We start from the raw sequence: 20,383 nt of genomic DNA, 5'->3' as shown, positions 1-20,383 counted from the left end.
ATGATACGAAATCAAGATTTCTGCACCTTTGCCAACCTATATTCTGGAATGTTGTTGTAATTATGCCTGATCCCGAAATTCATTTGGTGTCATACCATAATGTTTTTTGAACATTTTGCTGAAATATTGCGGATTTTGATAGCCAAGCTCACTTGTAATCTCGTATATTTTTTTGTTGCTATTCTTAAGCAGATACAGAGCACGTTCCATGCGCATACGAATCATGTAGTCCCCAAGACCTTCCCCTGTCTCTGCCTTGTAAATTTTTGATAGATATACGGGGTGTAGATATACCTTGTCCGCAATCATCTTCACCGACAGATCCTGTCCTGTATCTCTTGTCACCAGCTCCTGAACCTGTTTGATCACATGTCTGCGACTCTGCACACCTTCCTGATCGGACAACTCTTCCTGAAGCTTCGCCAGCATCTCGGTTGCCCAGCGCCGCAGCTTCTCGGGGGATTGAATCAACTGATGCGCAAGGAGCAGATCGAATCCCGCATGATCAATCTCATGCACCAGATGCCCCTGTTTATGTGCGATATACATAAATGCATTAGTTACCGACAGATACATCTCATACACATGTTCTCTGGACAATCGTACCTGTTCTGCCTCGTCAAAAACCGTGTTCAGCTTACGCGCCGCCGCTTCCCATTGCTTGGTCTCAAGCAATTGTGGAAGTACAGGTGGTTTGTACAGCTCTTCGAGCGCCTGCGTTGCATCATTCTCCGGTCTTTTGCCGAGTGCCTGATCCATGTCCATATATATAATCTTGTGTTCTTCTGGTCCTGAAAGGACAAGCGAACCCAGACTTTTTCGATAAGCTACTGTCAATTCATTAAAGGGAAATGACGGTGTAACTACCATGGACAGGTCTCCCTGCAAATATCGAATAACATGTTCACGGAAAGTTTCAGCTGAGATTCTCAACGTCTCCAAGTTCATCTGCGGAGCTTCGATCTGTTCTTGATTCTGCAAAAACATTACCAGACACTCATGGGGTCCGCGACCAAACCACACGTTAAATTGCTCTCCAAGTACTTCCTCTGCAATATTACCTACCGCAAAATCCATCAGATCCAGAGACTGCTGGTCCATTGATGAGAAGCGTCCTGTAAGGCGAATCAGCATCATCACAGCCGATTGTTCCGGGTCAATATGAATCTCATATTGTTGCAGTTGTTCCCGAAGTGCCCGCGCCGTGATCTCACGCCCCAACAGCAGATCATGCATAAGATTTTCCCGTAAAATTTTATAATCAGACTTCCGACTGTACAAGAGCCGGTGATATTTATCGAATTCATCCCACTCATCGCGAAGAGATGTGATAGCTGCCGACACGGAACTCATAAATTCATCATCATTTACAGGTTTCAGGATATAATCCGCCGCCTGCAATTGAATCGCTTTCTTCGCATAAGTAAAATCACTGTGACCCGTCAGCAAGATACAGCGAATGTGGGACCAACGTTTGCTTACCTCTGCAATCAGATCCAGTCCGGACATGCCAGGCATGCGAATATCGGTCACCACGATATCCACTGCATTTTCCTCCATAATTTCCAGTGCTTCTTTACCCGAAGCGGCACGAAGCACAGTCGTTACTCCAAGCTCTCCCCAGGGGATTGTAAGTTCCAGACTTTCTGTTACGTATGTCTCATCATCTACCAGTAATATATCAATCAAGTGATTCACTCCCTATTTCGTTCATTCTGCAAATGGATTCCATCGTTCATCATGCGCTACACTTTCCAAGTGCTTATCCTTCATTCTCCAGAAGAAACTGCTGCTCGGCAGGCCACGACAGCGTAACGCGTAATCCACCAAGTTCCGATTCCGTTATATCAAGCCCTGCCTGCTCCCCATATCGAAGCTGGAGTCTCTGATTCACATTCCACAGGCCACAGCCCATCTCCTGATCCATCGTTCCCCTAAGCTTATTCAGAAGCATCTCACGTGCCTCCTGTGTCATGCCTTGCCCATCATCTTCAACCACAAGAACCATGACACCGCCCTGTTTTTCCCCGGATACTCTTATTTCTCCGGCTTCCGCGTCCGCTTCGATACCATGAATCACCGCATTCTCCACTAGTGGTTGCACGATAAGTGGCGGTACCTCCTGTCTTAACATCTCATCAGACAGATCAATCTTGTAATGAATCCGATCCATACGCATCCGTTGGATCTCCAGATAACAGCTGACAAATTCAATCTCTTCTGTCAACGGTACCACGTCCCGCTCCTGTCTTGTCGTATACCGATAATATCGCGATAGGTTATGCGACATCGCTACAACCGCGTCCATACGCTTCAGCTTCGCCATACTTGTAATGAAGGAGAAACAATTATAGAAAAAGTGCGGGTTAATCTGCGATTGCAGCTGCTTCAACCGGGCTTCACGCACATGAATCTGTTCCAGATAAACGTGTTCAAATAACTGCTGGATCTGCTCCACCATCAAGTTGAAACGTTCGGACAGGAAACTGAATTCATTGCGGCCCTTTGGCTTAATTCTCACGGAATAATCTTCCTGCTTCAACCGCTGGAATCCGCGAATGAGTTGTTTTACTGGTACCTGCACCTGTACATAGAACAAATACGCCACACCAAAACTCATTAACAACAAACAAATCATGGAAGAATAAAACAGCATATTGGATTGATGAATGGGCTTCAGAATATCTGACAGAGGCATGTAGTCCACCAAATACCAGCCTGTTGTACTGGATTTCACGGTATTGACCATGTAAGGCTCGTTCCCGATCACTACTGTACGATTATCAACGTCCTGAAGTTTATGGACGGACAGTTCTTCCATCAACTGATTCGTTAATGAACGATCTGAAGTCCGGTTATAGATAACCCCCGACTCTTCTCGGAAATAGAAGGGATCATGCCTGCCATCGTCCTTGAATTTGTCGAGCATATCCCGAATGTTATCACTATCAAACTCCAGTTTAATAATCGTTTCCGCATTATTAGCCGGGTCTTTAATACCGTATGGAGATACCGTAATCCAGCTAAACATGAACCGATCATCTTCCCCATCCTGAATTTTGCGTACATCCCAGCCGGAAATGATATTTTCCCTTAGCGCTTCTTTATCGTAAGAACGTGCGTCCCTTTCGGAAACCACCCTGCCCAGCGAAGGAGAATACAGATATAATTTCGTGGCCCAATTGGATGAGCTCTCCTGAATACTCAGCTTATTCTGAATACGTTTGACCAGGTTGATCGCATCCAGATCAAAGTAGTTACTGTCCGCATAGATTCGCCGGAAGCTGCCAATATCAGGATCATGTATGAGCAGATTCGGCCATGAGGATAACAGTTCGATGTGTGTGTTCACTTGATTTTGGAAAAATTCAAGCTGGTTACTATTCGATCGATTCAACTCATCTCTGAGAACAGCTGTTGTTTTGTGATTGGAGTACCAGTACAAAAGCACTACAGGAATCAGCATAATCAGAATAAGAATGACCATTTTGGAAAACAGGTTTGTCCGATATGACATCTTTTCATCTCACCTTGTCTTAATTTGTCGTGACATTAATTGTAATGATGTAAGCGGTAAAGACAAACTATTTTTTTTGAGACAAACCGATTCATTATCTAGCGTAAGCGTTACCAATTCAAGGGGGAAGGAGATAAAACCAATATTTCTGCACTAAATGCAACTTCCACGCACAAAAAGAGCCAGCGATTAGCCAGCTCTCTATCTAATTTCAGTATATATCTTTAATCGTTCTATTCAACTCAAACTTTATTCCACTTTTGTTTATGTAATTATTCTTTTTTTCTATGAAAATATCAACTAAGGAATATCATAATCAAATACCGTATTCGCTCCATCCACGCCTACATCCAGCACAATATCCATAAGTTTCCCATTGACGAACAGAGGGGATTCCGCTTTACCGTAAAACTCCAACTTACCTGTAAACGTTCCTCGGCGTTCAATCTCAACATGTACGGGCCTTAATTGGACAGACTGCAAGGCTTCCAATAGTGGATCGTCCTTAAACTTATAACTGCGCGCGAGATCAGGCAATAACACGGCGGATACGGAATCTCTGCCGTAATTTTTGAGTGTCAGGTCACAGGTTGCTCGGGTCTCACCCGTTTTCAGCACATTAAAGGTACAAGAGCTTGCATTCTGTACATAGGATACCGCATTAATGCCTGAAGCTCCCCACTTGGCTACATACATGAATTTATCCGTCATGTACGAATAACTGAGAACGATAGCGATAACTACGATCCATAACCCTTTTGCAAGACCGGGGAATGATTTCCCAATCTCTTTGCGAGTAAGGTAGAATCCACACGCGAATATCCCCAATCCGAGGAAAAGTGTGATATGAACTCCACTCAAGTAAGATGTAGTATACGGTGATATACCTATTGCTGACAGCATGGTATCTCCAACAGAAAAACCAAGATGATGGTTAAATGTAAAGATGATAGCAAATAGCAATAAAGCCCCTGAGAACACAAGTCTGGTTCTCGACACACGAACACCCCCTAATCAACCACCTTATTATATCATATTTTTCCTATTTATGATTAACAATCCAAATCAAAAAACAACAATAAAAGAACGTCTTCGGTTGTTCACCGAAAACGCCCTCCATTTTCACCGCTGACAAGAGCTTGTAATAACACAAGTCTCTCTGTCATGGCTGACGATCATTTATTGCTTAGACAAGAATGCATCGAGTTGTTCCTGTTTGGCTGCAATAATTTTATCAATTCCCGCTGCTTTCAATTTCTCCAGATATTTCGGAATCATCTCATTTGGATCAACTGCGCCCGATGTCATACCCGGCTTGAACTGTTTGTTCACGTTGTTGACCGCAGCAATTTCATTTTTGACAGATTGGCTGTTGAACGTAAAGCCCAGTGCTGGCGACTTCACACCTTTGGCGTTAAACTCTTTGAACTTCTCCCATTTCTGTGGATCTTCATTATCCCAGAGGAAGTTCAGGAATTGGTTACCCAGTTGCCATTGTGCACCTGGATTGTAGGTACGACTGTTGGCATCTACGCCATCAGGGAGAGCAATGATATTATCCTGTCCGTCTTTTTTCACATAATGTGTACCTTCAATTCCGAAGTTTAGCAAGTTGTTAATTTCCTTGTCGGAATGCAGCAGGTTAATGACCTGCATCGCTTTCTCCGGTTGCTCGGAAGAACGGGAGATTGCAAGCATCGCTCCAGATGCATCACCCGTCGTGATTGTTGGCTGTGTCATCTCAATCTGAGTGAGTGGGAAACCCACATACCCTTCTTCTTCTTTATCCTTGCCTGGCTTCATGCCATCTGTCCAGAGAAACGCTTTTCCAGCCTTCGCCTGGTCTTTCGGGAACACATTAGAAGTAGCAGCATCACTGTTGATATATCCCGCTTGATACCACTTGCGAGCGAGTTCAGCCGCTTCTTTGAATTCTGGGGTCTCCACTTCATTCAGCACCGTTGTTCCGCCTGCTGTTTTGGAGATGACTCCAGGTACGGAAGCATCACCGAGATAATCCCAATCCAGATTCTCTAACAGCCCGTTACCGTTGGTATTGGACATATAGAATGGTGTGATGGCTGGCTCGTTTTCCTTGATTGTTTTGAGCAGAGGCTCCAGATCAGCCCAAGTTTTTACAGCTGTCAGGTCCAGCTTATACTTGTCAGCCAGATCTTTACGTACCAACACACCACGTGTGGCAGCGAGTTCCTTATTCGTAGGAACGCCGTAATTCACGCCGTCCACCTGGGAACCTTCCAGAAAGGCAGGGTCCAGGTTTTTCTTAATATCCTGACCATGTGCATCAAGCAGATCATTCAAGGGCAAGAATGCGCCTTTAGCTACATTCACCGTGTAGTTCTGCCAAGCCGCTGTGAAGATAATGTCTGATTTTTCACCTGAGGAAATCATGAGATTCAGCTTGTTATCCCACTGTCCCCAGTCAATCGCATTGATCTTAAGCGTGGCCCCGATCTTTGGTTCCATCTTTTTGTTAATCTCGGCTTCCACCAGAGCGACATCCTTCTGTGGTGTCCCTGGGTAGAACAGTGTCACTTCATAGGGTTTGCCCCCACCTTCACTTGCTCCTCCGCCTTCTGCGCCAGGTGTTGTTGTTCCACCCTTGTCTGATGAGCAAGCTGCCAGCACCAGGCTCAGCGCCATAACCGTTGCCATCATGCGTGACCATACCTTTAATGATCTAACCAATTGAACCCCTCCTGTCATGTGTTGAAACATTCAACCGAATTCCCCAATTCACAAATAAACCGATAACTACTTCTGTATATGCCCTTTCAGTCCATCTTCATTTACCTTGCCCACTCCGCTAACCGGTTCAGAGTTATCCCTTCACAGCGCCAACCGTAAGACCTTTGATGAAATAACGCTGGAAGAACGGATATGCCAGTACAATTGGACCAATACCGACTACAGCCATCGCCATTTGCAGAGTTTTGTTAGGCAGATTGAGCAATCCACCCTGCGACGAAATCTGTGAAGAGACGTTGGAGTTGGTTGTTAAATATTGAATATCGAGCAGCGTCCGGTACATAAGGTACTGAAGGCTGATCGTCCGGTTATCTGATATAAAAATCATGCTAAGGTACCAGTCATTCCAGTAATTCAATGTACTGAACAACGCAACGGTTGCCATTACGGGAAGAGAGAGCGGAAGCACGATACGTGCAAACGTTCTCAATTCTCCCGCACCATCAATCCGAGCCGATTCCAGAATAGACACCGGAATGGAGTTCGCGAAGAATGTACGCATGACCAGTACAAAGAATGGAGATAGCAGTAGCGGCATAATGAGTGCCAGTAGGGAGTTTTTCAGATCCAATACGTTGACATAGACCAGGTACCAAGGTACCAGACCCCCGTTGAACAACATCGTGAAGAAGATGAAAAAGGCGAACCAGCCCCGGTAAGGCAGATCTCTCCGTGAGAGCGGATACGCATACAATGCGGTCAGCGCAACACTTGTAATGGTACCTACAACGGTAACGATAAAGGATATACCATACGAGTGAATGATCTGATCCATATCTCTGAACAGAAACTCATAAGCCGTCAGGCTGAACTTCTCTGGAATAAGCTTATATCCATTGGCAATGACTGTTGTCTCGTCCGAAAATGAGATGGCGAAGACAAGCAGGATCGGCACGATACAGGCAATGGCATAGAATAGAAACATCGCATGAATAACGGATGCGGAACGCTTCGATACGGCTAGTGGATCACGTGATTTCACAGCTGACTTGCCTCCTCTCAAAATAATGCATTATCTTTATCTATTCGCCTTACGATGGTATTGGATACAAGAACCAGCACAAATCCAACGATTGCTTGGTATAGACCGGCTGCTGATGACATCCCGATATCTCCACCGATAAGGAACGTACGATATACGTAGGTATCCAGTACATTCGTTACAGGGAACAGCGCTCCCGATTCCAATGGAACCTGATAGAACAGACTGAAGTCTGCATAGAATATACGGCCAATTTGCAATAACGTCATAATGACGATTAATGGGACGAGAAACGGAATGGTGATGAAACGTATCTGATGCCATTTTGTTGCTCCATCAAGCACAGCTGCTTCATAATATTCTTCATCGATACCCACGACAGCTGCCAGATAAATGACGGCATAATATCCAATATTCTTCCATGTGTTCACCAGTGGCAAAATATACGGCCAATACTTCGGCTCTGAATACCAATCGATCGGCTGACCGCCGAACATCTGTAGAATCGTTGAGTTCATGAAACCTGAATCCTTGCCCAGGAAAGCCAGTACCAGATAACTGACCACAATCATGGACAGGAAATACGGTAATAACATAAGTGATTGATATAACTTGGACATTGCCTTGTTCTTCACTTCATTGAGCAGAATAGCAAGCCCGACACCTACAAAGAGATTCAGTGCAATAAACACGGTATTATACGCGAGTGTATTTCGGGTAATTTCCCATGCATCACTGGTTGAAAACAAATATTTGAAATTGTCCCACCCACTCCATGGGCTACCCCAAATACCATCAGCATAGTTTACATTTTTGAATGCGATCAGAACGCCGAACATCGGCATATAGTTGTTCACCAGCAGAAACAAGACGCCTGGCAAGAACATGAGATACAGCACCTTGAATTTGCCAAGATTGTGCCACACAGACTTGCGCTTTCGGACTGTTTCTCCCGGTATTTCCGATATCCGTACTCCCTTACCCGCCTGGGGTTGTGTCTTCATAACTTGTTCTCCCTCACTCCTCTTGAATTCTTCCTCAGGATGAAGCTCCGTTGCGGCTCCTGTGGTTCAAGTATACGGCGGGGCGAGTAAGACCTCTATCTGCTGTGGTGACCTGTTGACTTATCAAATTATGACTTTAGGACGTGTCTCAAAACTCCGAAGGAAGCAGATTTTTCCGAGTTTTCGTTCCAAGCAAGGAAGTTTTCCGCAGGCGTGCCGGGGCACGTCAAGGGAAAGTGACGCAGGAGGGGGCGAAAAGGCGGTAAAAGATGCACTTCAGCGAGTTTTAAGACACGTCCTAGATCCAAAAAAAACAAAAGACGCAGCATGCTGCGCCCTGAACTATACGGTACGTGACTGTTTTCGAAACTCCTGTGGCGTTATACCCGTGCACTTTTTGAACATTTTGGTGAAATGTGAGTAATTGTAGTACCCCACCTTGCCAGCGATATCCGTCACTTTGACGGTGGACTGGGACAACAATGTCTTCGCTTTGGCTACTCTGCCCTGCAGGATAAACTCAGATAGGGACATCCCCTTCTCTTTCCGAAACAGACGTGATAGATAAGCGGGGTTGAATCCGGCAAAAGCTGCAAGCTCCTCTCGCATAAGTTCTTCACCAATATGAGTTTCAATATAAACGCACAACTGATCCACAATGGTCATGGGGCTATGATCGTCCGGGTACAACACCGGAATAACACGATCAATCAGATCCGACGTCCACTGCTTCAACTGCGGCAACGACCTTGTCACCATACCCTCTTCTGGCTCCCGTTCACCCGGATAAAGACTCCGTATTGACACGTTTTTCTGATGAAGCAACGGGTAGACCACATGCAGCATGGCATGATAGTAGAGATGCAGCATTTCAGGAGACAAACCCTCCTGCGCAGCAAGCAACTCAAAAATCTCATCCACACGTTCTCGCAAATCCCCTACTTTACCCGTCTCAAAAAGAATGGATAATTCCGAAAACCATGGAATAGGCAAAAAGCGATCTTCCTGATCTCTTCCCCGCTCATCATAGACAAAAACTTCTTCAAGCTCCTTAATATTGCGCCGTTCCATATCCATCAGTTCATTTAACATGCCTTGCAACTCAGTTACAGCAACCGGGGCACCAACATAACAGGACAACCGACAGTAGAAATACGTACCACATTCCTGGATATACCCCTGACAACGTTGTGCCACTTCGCTCGCACTCGGAATGATGCCATCTTGCTCGTAAGCAAGCACAATATTTAATCCACTTTGATCCTGGAACACCTCACCGGGCTTGTCGCCTAGCAGCATCTCTTTGGCTGCATTACGAAGGGCATATTCCAATACCTCTTCGTCACGCAAATCAAAATCACGCACCCATTCCTCCACCGAGATCACAATGGGTAACACACGAGCCTGCGGATCAATCTCGGCACCATACAGTTCTGCGAGCTCTTGCAACCGTTGTTCGGTTAACGTGATACGCTGAGAGATGGCATCCTTCCAGAAGCGTTCCGTCAGTAGCGGTTTATGGGTTTTCCAGCGTTTGTATACGGTCTCATAAACTTCGTTGGTACGGGTACGCTGCTCTCCATCCTTGATCTTCTCCACTGCCTGAGTTACTACCTTAATCAATTGATCCGCTGGAGCCGGCTTCAACACATAATCAAAGCTGCTTAGCTTAATGGCTGTCTGAGCATAATCGAATAAAGCATGCCCTGTCAGGAAAATGGTCAGTATGCCTGGATCATGTTTTAACACCCAACTTTGCAGGTCAAGCCCTGTTTCACCAGGCATCTCGATATCACAGATCATGATATCAATAGCATTAGCCTTTAAAATCTTTCTTGCCTCTTCGGCATCACCAGCACTGTATACCTGGTCAATGCCTGCTGCTTGCCAATCGACTCCTTCCACCATTGCTTGTAATGCATACACTTCATCATCCACGATCAACAGGTTCCGCATAGGCTCCCCCTTCTTCCTCTTCGGTCTGAGCGGGTAAATCAATGATGACTTTGGCGCCATGATCCACCTCATTGCCAAACTGCAAACTGGCTTGATCACCATACTTCACTAAAAGCCGATGAGCCACATTCCATATACCGATATGCTGTCCACTCGGGTCTTCAGCGTATTGTCCATGTTGCAGACGCCCCAACAATTCCTCTTCAAATCCGACACCATTGTCCACAATCATCAGTTGAAGCACCGTCCCATCGTCCTGACCGGACGACTTCTCACCGAGGCGCGCCACGATCCGAATGACAAAGGCTTGTGTCCGGCGCTGAAATCCATGAATAATGGCATTCTCCACAAAAGGCTGAATGGTTAATGGCGGAATCACATAATGTCCCAGATTCGACTCAACATCCAGTTCAAAATCGAATCTGCTTGGAAACCTCAGCTTTTGAATTTCCAAGTAATGACGAATGTGCTCGAGCTCTTCATCCAGACGAATAACACGTTTGCCTGCACGCAGACTGAATCGAAAATAATCGGCCAGATGACCAGCCATCTGCTGTACCAACTCATGTTTTTGCAAGGAAGCCAGACTATGAATAATATTGAGTGAATTCAGGTAAAAATGAGGATTAATTTGCATCTGTAGTTGTTTGAACTCTGCCTCCCGCGTCCGCAGCTGTTCCTCATACACATCAATCTTCAGATGCCTGATCTCACTGGTCATTTGATTGAAACTTCGTGTCATAAATTCAAGCTCCGAAGAAGATGGCGGGTCCAGCTTCACATCGAGATCTCCACGACTCACCCTTCTCATGCCTCGAATCAACGCATTCATCGGGCGGAATAACAGATGCCGCAAAAAGATCAGTGCAGTAACCAGAATTACTGCCGCACCAATGGGAAGCAGACGAATGATCTGCTGGAAAAACGGAAGGTTACGCATCATGTCTTCCTCAGGCAGCAGCACGATATAATTCATCTCGGACATGGCCGATGCAATACCCAACATCAAATATTGACGTGCTTCTCCCTTGTTCACAACTTCAGAGATAACCTGATACGGATCCTTCAGGCCGGGAAGATGCGCTGCAGCCAGCTGAATCTGTGCAGTATTTAATGTGGAATCCGATAGTGCCCCACCGTCTGTTCCAACAATGACTGCGCCTCCCCGATCTCCGGATTCAGTGAATTGTTGTGTATGATTCAGTGCATTCATATCAACAAGTGCACCTGCATAGAACTGCTGGTTGATTCGCACCGTTTTCACCAGCGCATTCCACGTCCCGCCTCGCACGATGCTCCATTCCGGCTTCTGGATATCCCCTTCCAATTGCTGCATCTGGACTGGCATACTCTCCTGCACAACCGACTTTTTGACATCATAATTGCCCGAAGTGGCGAGCAGCAGATCATCATTCACGGCATCATATAGAAAAAAAGAATCGATTAGATTATAAAAACCGATATCTGTCATGAATTTGTTCATAATCCGTTGCTTTGCAATGATATAATCACCACTGCCGTATTTCAGAAAAAACAGAGAGATAATATCCGGGTCCCGCTCGCCCAAACTATACAAATACCGATTTGTCTCCTGTAATACACGTTCATTCTGCTCCACACTCTTGGCGAGATGATTCATATTGGTGAGGGATACTTTGTCACGTACAACTTTCATGGCGTAGACGTTGTTGTAATAAAGCAGCATGAATAATGGCAGCATGATCAATGTAAGACCCACTATAAATTTAAAACGAAGTGAACGGATCAAATTCATGGATTATGGATTCCCGCCCTTTTAGAGGTAGTTAAAAAAGTCCGCTTTTGATTACGAATTATGCCTAGCGGCATCATCAGCTTCGAATATGAAATTCAGCCGAAATGTCCGTTGCTCACGTAGTTTCCCTACGCTCCGCTACTCCATTTCTATCTTCATTCCATCTTCTCGGTACTGAAAACCAGACTTTTTGAACACACACTTTATTTCAACATAGTTTTTTCTATTTTCTTCCTTATGATGGCATGTTTATTGTAATCACCCCTGCTTGCCATTGTCTATGGTGTCCCGTGACCTTCACATATCAATTCTGGTGACTTCCATCCACTCCAATTTCAAGAGTAACAAGCTTCATGTAGTAATAAATTCTCCAGTTGTAAAAAAAATCCTTCATTATTACTCAGAAGCTTCTCCCTAAAAATAAATGCTGCGGCAAGCCCCGGACTCCACGAACGCCCGATCTTGACATGCATACGATATATCACTCCTCGGGTTAGTCACTAGGATGTAGGGAGGCCTGTTCGATGAATATTCAACTCACTGCGTTACACTATGTCTATCTGGCATTTATCGTCTTGATCATCGCAGTTATGATCCGGCGCAGGGACACCACGATCATCTGTGTCGCAGGTATTATGACCATTGGACTTCTGGCAACCGAAACCTTAAGCGGGTCAGTTGCCGGGATCTTCAGCAGTTTTATCTATGCAACAAAAGAATTGTTGAGTACGATCTTCATCATCTCGATTATTGTGGCGATGAGCCGTGTTCTGATCAGAACCGGCATTAATGAGGTCATGGTAACACCCGTCACCCGGTTTATCCGTTCTCCTCAGGTCGCGTATTGGGGTATCGGATTGATCATGATGGTAGTATCACTATTTTTCTGGCCATCCCCAGCCGTAGCACTTGTCGGTGCAGTACTGCTTCCTGTAGCCGTGCGTGTAGGTCTTCCTCCGATTGGAGCTGCTATTGCCATGAACCTGTTCGGACATGGGATTGCATTGTCGGGAGATTACATTATTCAGGGGGCTCCCAAACTTACAGCCGATGCAGCAGGTCTACCCGTTACTTCCGTCATGACGGCCAGCATTCCTTTGGTCATTGTCATGGGAACCGTATCTACACTTACAGCCTTCTGGATGCTGCGCAAAGAGATGAAATCAGGTACACCTGTTCATTCCCCAAACGTTACATCAGGTACCGCGAGCACGGAACCTTCTTCCTCATCAGAGCCTGTGTCCACCTCCCTACCTACTGATCAGCCTGTTCAACGTCAAGTCATGTCGCCCCGTTTGCAAAAGACGTTCGCTATGCTTATCCCTCTGTTATTCGCAGTTGATGTGATTCTGATGTTTGTATTGAAGTTGCAGGGCGGCGATGCAACCGCTCTGATTGGCGGAACCGCTGTGGTTATACTGATCGCCGTTACCCTTGCCTCACATCGACATGCGGGACCAGAGGAAACGACCAATTATTTAATAGAAGGATTTCAGTTTGGTTTCAAGGTGTTTGGACCGGTTATTCCCATAGCCGCATTTTTTTATCTGGGAGATGCTGCGATTACGGAGTTGTTCATCAACCCTCTGCCTGAAGGTTCACACGGGATTGTGAATGATCTCGGGGTCGCACTTGCTGGACTGGTGCCACTGAATGATACGGTGGGCGCCATTACAATGACGGTGACCGGAGCAGTTACCGGAATGGATGGTTCGGGGTTCTCGGGGATATCCCTGGTTGGCTCGATTGCGTCCATGTTTGCAGGATCGGCAGATTCCGCACCTGTACTGACAGCATTAGGTCAGGTTGCAGCCATATGGGTAGGTGGCGGAACCTTGATTCCATGGGCATTGATTCCTGCTGCTGCTATCTGCGGAGTCAATCCTTTTGAACTTGCAAGACGCAACCTGAAGCCTGTACTGCTGGGACTTACGGTAACAACAATTGTAGCCATCTTTCTGATCTGACCAAAGGTTATTTACACTGACACTACGATGACAGAAGCACCTTCCAATCGCTGTTATTCCCAGATTTTTTTGATCCCCTTTCTCAAGGGAAAATCCGGTAATAGCGTATGCTTCCGATGCAGCTTTCTTTCAGAAAGCTTTTAGGCGACCGCTTCGCTTTTTCAGGTTTTTTCTGTCCTCTCCGTTATCGTGTAAATGATTAGTTCATCTCAAATAGACATTTTAAAAAGACGTGCGTGAACGCGCCCAGTTCCAGAGATCTTCACGTTTCATCTCTGCCAGATGCAGCATGTCCACATATGGATCTCCCTCTAATCCAAGTACAGAAGCAAAAGCAGGCTCCGTCTTCCACCCTGCCTGTTTCAGTCTGCGGATCTCACGGTGTCCCGCATCTCCCCACAGTTGCAACAATCTCCACTCTACGATCATATGTAGGTATGCATTCTGCCTGTAAACTGGCACGGATTGGGCAAAAATCTCCACAGGCCAATGTCCCACTTGCAAATTACAAGTCACATAAGGACGTTGGTCTGGAAGATCCCCGCAACGTACACATTCAAACTCAGCAACGGCTCCGATTCGATTGTGTATCTCAGCTTCAAACACGTCCAGATCCTCTGCATAACACAGCAGATCCAGATCACTGCCCGGTATATCAATATCAATCGGTACCGTTCCTGCTGGATATGGGTGATAGTCAGCTAATATATCGAGCAATCCACTGCTCTGTAACACATGATAGGCGTCCTGCTGACGTGCATTACCCGAAGCCAGATGTGCCATTACTTCTGCGGTAGTACTCATCTCCCCGCCTTGGGCCACAGTTAGTTCGAGCCTCCTGTAATGACCTGTTTCACACGTCCCACTTGACCGCTAGTCAGTCGTACTTTGATTCCGTGTGGATGCGTAGGTGACTTGGTTAACAGATCCTTTACAATGCCACGTGTCAGCTTACCTGTAGCTTGATCCTGCTTCAGCACAATGTCCACTTCCAGACCTGGCTTAATATTTACACGTTGTTGTCCATTCATTATATTCACTCTCCTCTATGTCGTAATTCATATCTTGCATACTATATAACCCTTAAACACAAAGCTCCATCTATTGTAGACGTTTTGGTTTCAAAACAAAAGGGACGCGGCAATAACCTCCTACGCCTGATTCCATGGTTGACATGAAGACCAAGATAAAGAAACCGCAGGTCTCTTCATCTGAGACCTACGGTTTCTAATTGGATTACCATGTTCAGGGCTTCACATGCTTCAAAATAGACGAAGGCGAAGTTCCATCCTTCGCGGCTTCGCGTGCTTTCACAGCAAGTAGCTCAGACACCGTAACGAATTGGTACCCCTGTTGCTGTAACTTCGGCAGGATCGTTTTGAGTGCTGCTACCGTATGCGACTTGCCTTCCACCTTATCGTGAAAAAGTACAATATCCCCATTACGTGCGTTCTTCAACACTTTGTTAACGATAGCCGATACACCTGGAGAAGCCCAGTCCCGTGTATCCTGATGCCAAGACCAGAGTACAATGGTATACCCTTTTTGTTTGGCAGCCTGGATGACCATGTCATTGTAATAGCCGCCCGGTGGCCTGAACAACAGGGGACGCTCCGCACCTGCTTTAATGATGGAACTTTCCGCTTCGTTCATATCCTTCATGTACTTGTCCGCACTAGTGGATCGAACTGCATACGTATGCGCATACGTATGGTTGGCGATTTCATGCCCTTCGAGCTGTTCCTGCTTAATCAGTTTAGGAAATTTATCTGCCCATTTGCCAAGTACAAAAAAAGTTCCTTTAGCATGATACTGCTGTAACAAAGCCAGGATCTGCGGAGTCTGAATCGGATCTGGTCCATCATCAAAGGTAAGGGCGATGAGTTTATCCTGTGTGGGAACTTCCCACACAATCTCTCCTCGTTCCTCATAATACTGACGGTTCTTCTGTACAGGCTTCGCATAGGCAGAACTGCTACCCAGCAAAATAATTAGCGTGAACATTCCGATGACTCGGGCTGCCTTCAGGTTCATGTGGTGTCCTCACTTTGTCTTCATACGTAAACTCCCTGTTAGCATTTCCCGATTCACCCGAACTCATTAACGAAAGATCTGATCCACGACTGCAATTTCCTCAGCAGTTAATTCCACATTTAATGTTTGCAGATTGTTAATGACCTGCTCCGGTCGCTTGGCACCCGGAATCAATGCATCAATGGAAGGCTGAGTCAGGTACCAGGCCAGAACCAGATGCGCGACCTCAACATCTTTGGATTGTGCTATGCTGCGCAGTTGCTCAACTTTATCGAGATTTTCAATGAAAGCTTCACCTGTAAACAGCGGGTTCTTTGCCCGTCCATCCTGAAAGGTTGTATCACGATTATATTTCCCGCCCAGCAGTCCCGCTGCCAGAGGGAAGTAAGGAACAAAAGAAATGTTATGCTCAGCCGTATACGGCAACAGCTCTTTCTCCGCATCTCTTTTGAACAGATTATATTCAGATTGCAGTACGTCTACATGCCCGTCCTTGTTGGCTTCACGCAACTGATCAATGGAGAAATTAGATACGCCAATGGCACGAATTTTACCAGCGTCTTTTAATTGTTTTAACGTATCTACCGCTTCATCCTTAGGCGTATGTTCATCCGGAAAGTGGATGTAGAACAGATCAATGTAATCGGTTTGCAGACGTTTCAACGCCTCATCCACGGATGTTTTCAGAAAAGCAGGTGAGTTATCCATGACAATCTTGCCATCCACTAATTTATGAGCTGCCTTGGTTGCAATGATGGTATTCTGCCGCTGACCGGTTTCCTTCAGTACTTCACCAATCAGTCGTTCGGAATGCTCCGGTCCATAGATGTATGCCGTATCCACAAAGTTAATACCTTGTTTCAAAGCTGTCCGAACCACTTCCTTACCCGTCTCATCATTCAGCATGTCCGGATAGATATTATGTCCTCCTACTGCATTCGCACCCAGTCCAATGGGATTCACGATCAGATCCGTCTTGCCCAACCGAATTTGTTGTTCTGCCATGTCTCATCTCTCCTTCACTGATCGATATAAGTACATTTCTGTTATGATGCATGTTTCTTGTTACATATTATATCAAACCATTTAGCATATTTAAAATATCGGATTTATCGGATTAGGTGTTTTTCAGCGCAGTTGCTTCCACGTCGTTAATAAACCGGCGCAGTTTCGCAGCCACATCACGGGTGATTTCGCCGTTTTCATACAGTTGCTGAACCGTATTGCGCTGTTCCTGAATAGCTACCATCTGCAACTCCAATTTCTCCTGATTAAACGGATCTTCCGTTTTACCCTGGTTCCAGGTGCGCAATTTGGCAATTACACGCTCATACTTGGCAATGACCGACAGTGCGACGACTCGATTCCCATCATTCATATGAGCACGAATAGCCTTAATTGCCGCTTCAGAGGTGCGCAGCTTCACCTGACGGAACAGTTCTGCATTTTCAAGCATAAATGGTTGATTCGGCTTCTGGGACCGGTTGGTGAACAGATGTCCTAACACACGACCGATCTCGCTGATCGATGTCATGAACTGAGTGTTTGCACGATTCGCCAGCATCATTTCCTTGCGATCCAGCCAGCTGTCACATTTGAAGGCCGCATCAGAAGCAATTGCATTTTCGTCTAACATTACTTCAACTTCTTTACGCTCCGCCCGGGTGGCAATCAGGTTAATCGCCGTTTCTTGTTTCTGAATATCTTTGCGTTTATCGGCGGTAAGCTGACCTGCGGCCTGTCTGATGTACTTGGACAAGTCGGAGACAACCGCGAGTGCCGCAGCTTTGTTCTCATCGTTCATTTCGGATTTGACAGCTCGTATTGCCGCATTCAGCATAATGTCATGTGCTTTTCGTTCTGACTTCTGCGGTGTTTCTTCTGTAGATTTCCCATCGTCCTTGGCCAGAACTGGAAGAAACACGCTCGCCGCAATCAGGGAGAAGAGGATAACCCCTGCCGCGAGGAAAATAATCAGATCCCGTTCAGGGAAAGGTGATCCATCCTGAAGCACATAAGGAATGGAGAACGCACCAGCCAATGTTACAGCCCCCCGCACCCCAGAGAGAGAAATGATCGTAATATCCTTGAATCTGGGCCTGCCAATAGAGGATTTGGTACGCAGCAATTCATTCCCTTGCCAGAACAGATAGATCCAGAGAAAACGTAGAACCAGCAGTAGCACCGAGATCAAGCCCACATATCCCAACACCTGCAGATTATTAAACGAAACATTTTCAAAGATGGTACTCAACACATCCGGTACCTGTACACCCAAAATAACAAACACCAGACCATTTAGTATAAATAAAATGACTGACCATGTGCTCGCAGATACCACCTGCATTTTCAACTGAACCGATTCAGCGCGGTCACGCTCAATGGCGTGGATAATACCGCCTGCCACTACCGCAAGAATACCTGATACCCCAATTTCTTCACTCACCAGATAGATGATAAATGGCGTCAGGATTTGCAGAAGCATGTGAATGGTCACATCTTCCATGCCCAATCTACGGATCCATACCCCTAGCCTGATTAACAGAAAAGATAACAATGCCCCGACAAGAAGTCCACCAATCGCAATCAGAATAAAACTGAAGGTTGCCTGCGCTAGGGAAAATACACCTGTAACTGTGGCTGCAATTGCGAATTTGAAGGCGACCAGGCCGGATGCGTCATTCATTAATGCTTCACCCTCAAGAAGCCTATGTATGCCTTTGGGCAAATGCACCCGGCCCGCCATGGCGCCAACGGCCACAGCATCTGTCGGGGACAGTATGGCTGCAAGAGCAAAAGCAGCAGGTAACGGAATCGAAGGAATCAGCCAGTGAATGGCATATCCCGCCACAACCACCGTCACGAATACAAGCCCTAGTGCAAGCAGAAGTATCGGTGCACGCAGATTCCATAATTCATTCCTTGGCGTTCGCTTACCATCGTTGTATAACAAAGGAGCGATGAACAGTACAAAGAACAATTCCGGATTCAACGGCAGGTGAACACCTGCGGGAAGCAAAGCTATAGCTACACCAAGCACGATTTGAATGAGCGGAATGGGAATAAAGGGTACAAACCGGTTTAAAATATTGGATAAACCAATCAGTACCAGTAACACAAGTACGGCAATAAATATTTCCATGATGACAATCCCTTTCCGCTATAGAAGTGGTGAAACCTTTGTTGTATAGGTTTATTTTAACATAATCCAACCTTTATTATAAAAATGTTGTCATATTCATATACCCATTAAACTCGTCTCAGACCAGTCTGAATGAAAGATTTCTGATGGATTCTGTATATAAGATGTTACAATATGCTCAGGACAATACCCGTTTGGAAAGGAACTTGCATCTATGGCATTTGGAATTAAACGACAAGAGCTTGCTGCGTGGAAGGAACAAGTGGCTCGGGGTGAGATTGCGTACCTCACTCATTTCTGGATTGACAACCGATTTCCCGGTATCACCAGTGTCACCAAAGTGGGCTGTGCAGATCTGGAACGTCTCGAACGTTGGTGCAACGATCATGGGTTGGACGGGCGATACATTCATCGGCGGCAGCCCTTTCCCCACTTTGACCTGATGGGCAGCAAGCAAAAAGAAATTTTGATCCAGGAAGGCTTAACGGATCATGTGGCTCGCTTTCATTTGTAAACCAACTCAAAAACGCCAGTCTTCAAGGTTCATCCCCCCGCAATTAGGGACGAACTCATGAGGACTGACGTCTTTAAGGATCAAGTCATATTATGGACTACCGGTGGATCTGCTCAAACGACTTCATGTTCTCCAGCAGTTTCAGTTCAATTTTCTTCAGCATGCCAAACATCTGCTGTTGCTCCTCTTCGGAAAGTGCTTGCAACAATTCCCACGTCATTCGGCCGCGATTCGCATTAAGTGTCTTGGCAAGCTGAGCGCCTTCATCCGTTAAGGACAGCCACACAATTCTCCGATCTTCTTCACTGCGCACCCGCTGGATCAACCCTTCCGTCTCCAGTTGATTCAGTACAATGGTGGTTGCGCCGGAAGACAAACTGAGTTGTCTGGCCACATCAACCGCCATGCAGCGTTTTTCACGTAAAATCATGCCCAATATATGACTTTTTGTCGGATTCAGTTTACAGTTGGTTTCGTTCTTCTGCTGCTGATCCAATACTTTATTTTTATATCTGAAGAAGGCCTCCAACAATTGATCCACATTTGCCAATTGAGAGTTTCGCTCCGTATCCGGGCTCATAAACGTTCCTCCTGCCTTTCATCATAACCTACCTTATATTGTAACATATTTACACTATGATGTTTGTGAAAAATGCGCTTGTATCCGACACCCTATCGTTGACTGCAAGACTCTTGTTTTTGGTTTCGCCTATTGCATTATGGC

16 protein-coding genes are annotated in these 20,383 nt (G+C 45.9%); 2 read left to right on the top strand and 14 right to left on the bottom strand.

Annotation, left to right across the window (positions count from 1 at the left end; all coding sequences use genetic code 11):
• Positions 1 to 60: 60 nt before the first annotated feature.
• The 8 genes from MKY44_RS09135 to MKY44_RS09100 form a co-directional block, all read right to left on the bottom strand.
• Positions 61 to 1,689 (bottom strand): response regulator, encoded by a 1,629-nt coding sequence (locus MKY44_RS09135; RefSeq protein WP_340908314.1) that lies wholly within the window; start codon positions 1,687 to 1,689, stop codon positions 61 to 63.
• 73 nt (positions 1,690 to 1,762) lie between these two features.
• The gene (locus MKY44_RS09130) at positions 1,763 to 3,517 is read right to left on the bottom strand and encodes a sensor histidine kinase (RefSeq protein WP_341006842.1); all 1,755 of its coding nucleotides are present in this window, start codon (positions 3,515 to 3,517) and stop codon (positions 1,763 to 1,765) included.
• Between the two features lie 300 nt (positions 3,518 to 3,817).
• A complete protein-coding gene (locus tag MKY44_RS09125; protein ID WP_341006841.1) occupies positions 3,818 to 4,516 on the bottom strand; it encodes a hypothetical protein in 699 nt (232 codons plus the stop codon).
• Between the two features lie 180 nt (positions 4,517 to 4,696).
• Positions 4,697 to 6,226: an ABC transporter substrate-binding protein gene (locus MKY44_RS09120; protein WP_036609560.1), complete on the bottom strand. Its 1,530-nt coding sequence runs from the start codon at positions 6,224 to 6,226 to the stop codon at positions 4,697 to 4,699.
• A 133-nt stretch (positions 6,227 to 6,359) separates the two neighbouring features.
• Complete coding sequence (locus MKY44_RS09115) at positions 6,360 to 7,268, bottom strand: carbohydrate ABC transporter permease (RefSeq protein ID WP_017689303.1); 909 nt, start codon at positions 7,266 to 7,268, stop codon at positions 6,360 to 6,362.
• A 17-nt stretch (positions 7,269 to 7,285) separates the two neighbouring features.
• A complete protein-coding gene (locus MKY44_RS09110; RefSeq protein ID WP_076208980.1) occupies positions 7,286 to 8,272 on the bottom strand; it encodes an ABC transporter permease in 987 nt (328 codons plus the stop codon).
• Positions 8,273 to 8,614: 342 nt separating this feature from the next.
• Complete coding sequence (locus tag MKY44_RS09105; RefSeq protein ID WP_338593710.1) at positions 8,615 to 10,228, bottom strand: response regulator transcription factor; 1,614 nt, start codon at positions 10,226 to 10,228, stop codon at positions 8,615 to 8,617.
• Positions 10,203 to 12,002 carry a sensor histidine kinase gene (locus MKY44_RS09100; protein ID WP_341006839.1) on the bottom strand — a complete coding sequence of 600 codons (1,800 nt, stop codon included), beginning with the start codon at positions 12,000 to 12,002 and terminating at the stop codon, positions 10,203 to 10,205. Before MKY44_RS09100 ends, MKY44_RS09105 begins: the two co-directional genes overlap by 26 nt.
• Positions 12,003 to 12,526: 524 nt before the next feature.
• On the opposite strand from MKY44_RS09100, the gene MKY44_RS09095 reads away from it, so the two are divergent.
• Positions 12,527 to 13,969 (top strand): hypothetical protein, encoded by a 1,443-nt coding sequence (locus MKY44_RS09095; protein ID WP_341006838.1) that lies wholly within the window; start codon positions 12,527 to 12,529, stop codon positions 13,967 to 13,969.
• Positions 13,970 to 14,191: 222 nt separating this feature from the next.
• Here MKY44_RS09095 and MKY44_RS09090 read toward each other — a convergent pair whose 3' ends face one another.
• The 5 genes from MKY44_RS09090 to MKY44_RS09070 all read right to left on the bottom strand — a co-directional run bounded on the left by MKY44_RS09090 (position 14,192) and on the right by MKY44_RS09070 (position 19,145).
• Entirely contained in the window at positions 14,192 to 14,773 is a 582-nt protein-coding gene (locus MKY44_RS09090) for a DUF4269 domain-containing protein (protein WP_341006836.1), read from the bottom strand.
• Between the two features lie 20 nt (positions 14,774 to 14,793).
• A complete protein-coding gene (locus tag MKY44_RS09085) occupies positions 14,794 to 15,000 on the bottom strand; it encodes a YwbE family protein (protein WP_026081155.1) in 207 nt (68 codons plus the stop codon).
• Between the two features lie 214 nt (positions 15,001 to 15,214).
• Entirely contained in the window at positions 15,215 to 16,003 is a 789-nt protein-coding gene (locus MKY44_RS09080; RefSeq protein ID WP_341006834.1) for a polysaccharide deacetylase family protein, read from the bottom strand.
• A gap of 66 nt (positions 16,004 to 16,069) precedes the next feature.
• The gene (locus MKY44_RS09075; protein ID WP_341006833.1) at positions 16,070 to 17,008 is read right to left on the bottom strand and encodes an aldo/keto reductase; all 939 of its coding nucleotides are present in this window, start codon (positions 17,006 to 17,008) and stop codon (positions 16,070 to 16,072) included.
• A gap of 112 nt (positions 17,009 to 17,120) precedes the next feature.
• Entirely contained in the window at positions 17,121 to 19,145 is a 2,025-nt protein-coding gene (locus MKY44_RS09070; protein WP_341006832.1) for a Na+/H+ antiporter, read from the bottom strand.
• A 214-nt stretch (positions 19,146 to 19,359) separates the two neighbouring features.
• Here MKY44_RS09070 and MKY44_RS09065 point away from each other — a divergent pair, with 214 nt between their 5' ends.
• On the top strand, positions 19,360 to 19,659 hold the full coding sequence (locus MKY44_RS09065) for a hypothetical protein (RefSeq protein WP_341006831.1): 300 nt from the start codon (positions 19,360 to 19,362) through the stop codon (positions 19,657 to 19,659).
• A 97-nt stretch (positions 19,660 to 19,756) separates the two neighbouring features.
• On the opposite strand, the gene MKY44_RS09060 is transcribed toward MKY44_RS09065, so the two are convergent.
• Positions 19,757 to 20,239, bottom strand: coding sequence for a MarR family winged helix-turn-helix transcriptional regulator (locus MKY44_RS09060; RefSeq protein WP_017689314.1), 483 nt, complete (start codon positions 20,237 to 20,239; stop codon positions 19,757 to 19,759).
• Positions 20,240 to 20,383: the final 144 nt, after the last annotated feature.

This window comes from Paenibacillus sp. FSL R7-0026, from assembly GCF_038004485.1.
GTDB lineage: Bacteria > Bacillota > Bacilli > Paenibacillales > Paenibacillaceae > Paenibacillus > Paenibacillus xylanexedens_A.
This window is presented reverse-complemented; position numbering and strand designations above follow the sequence as displayed.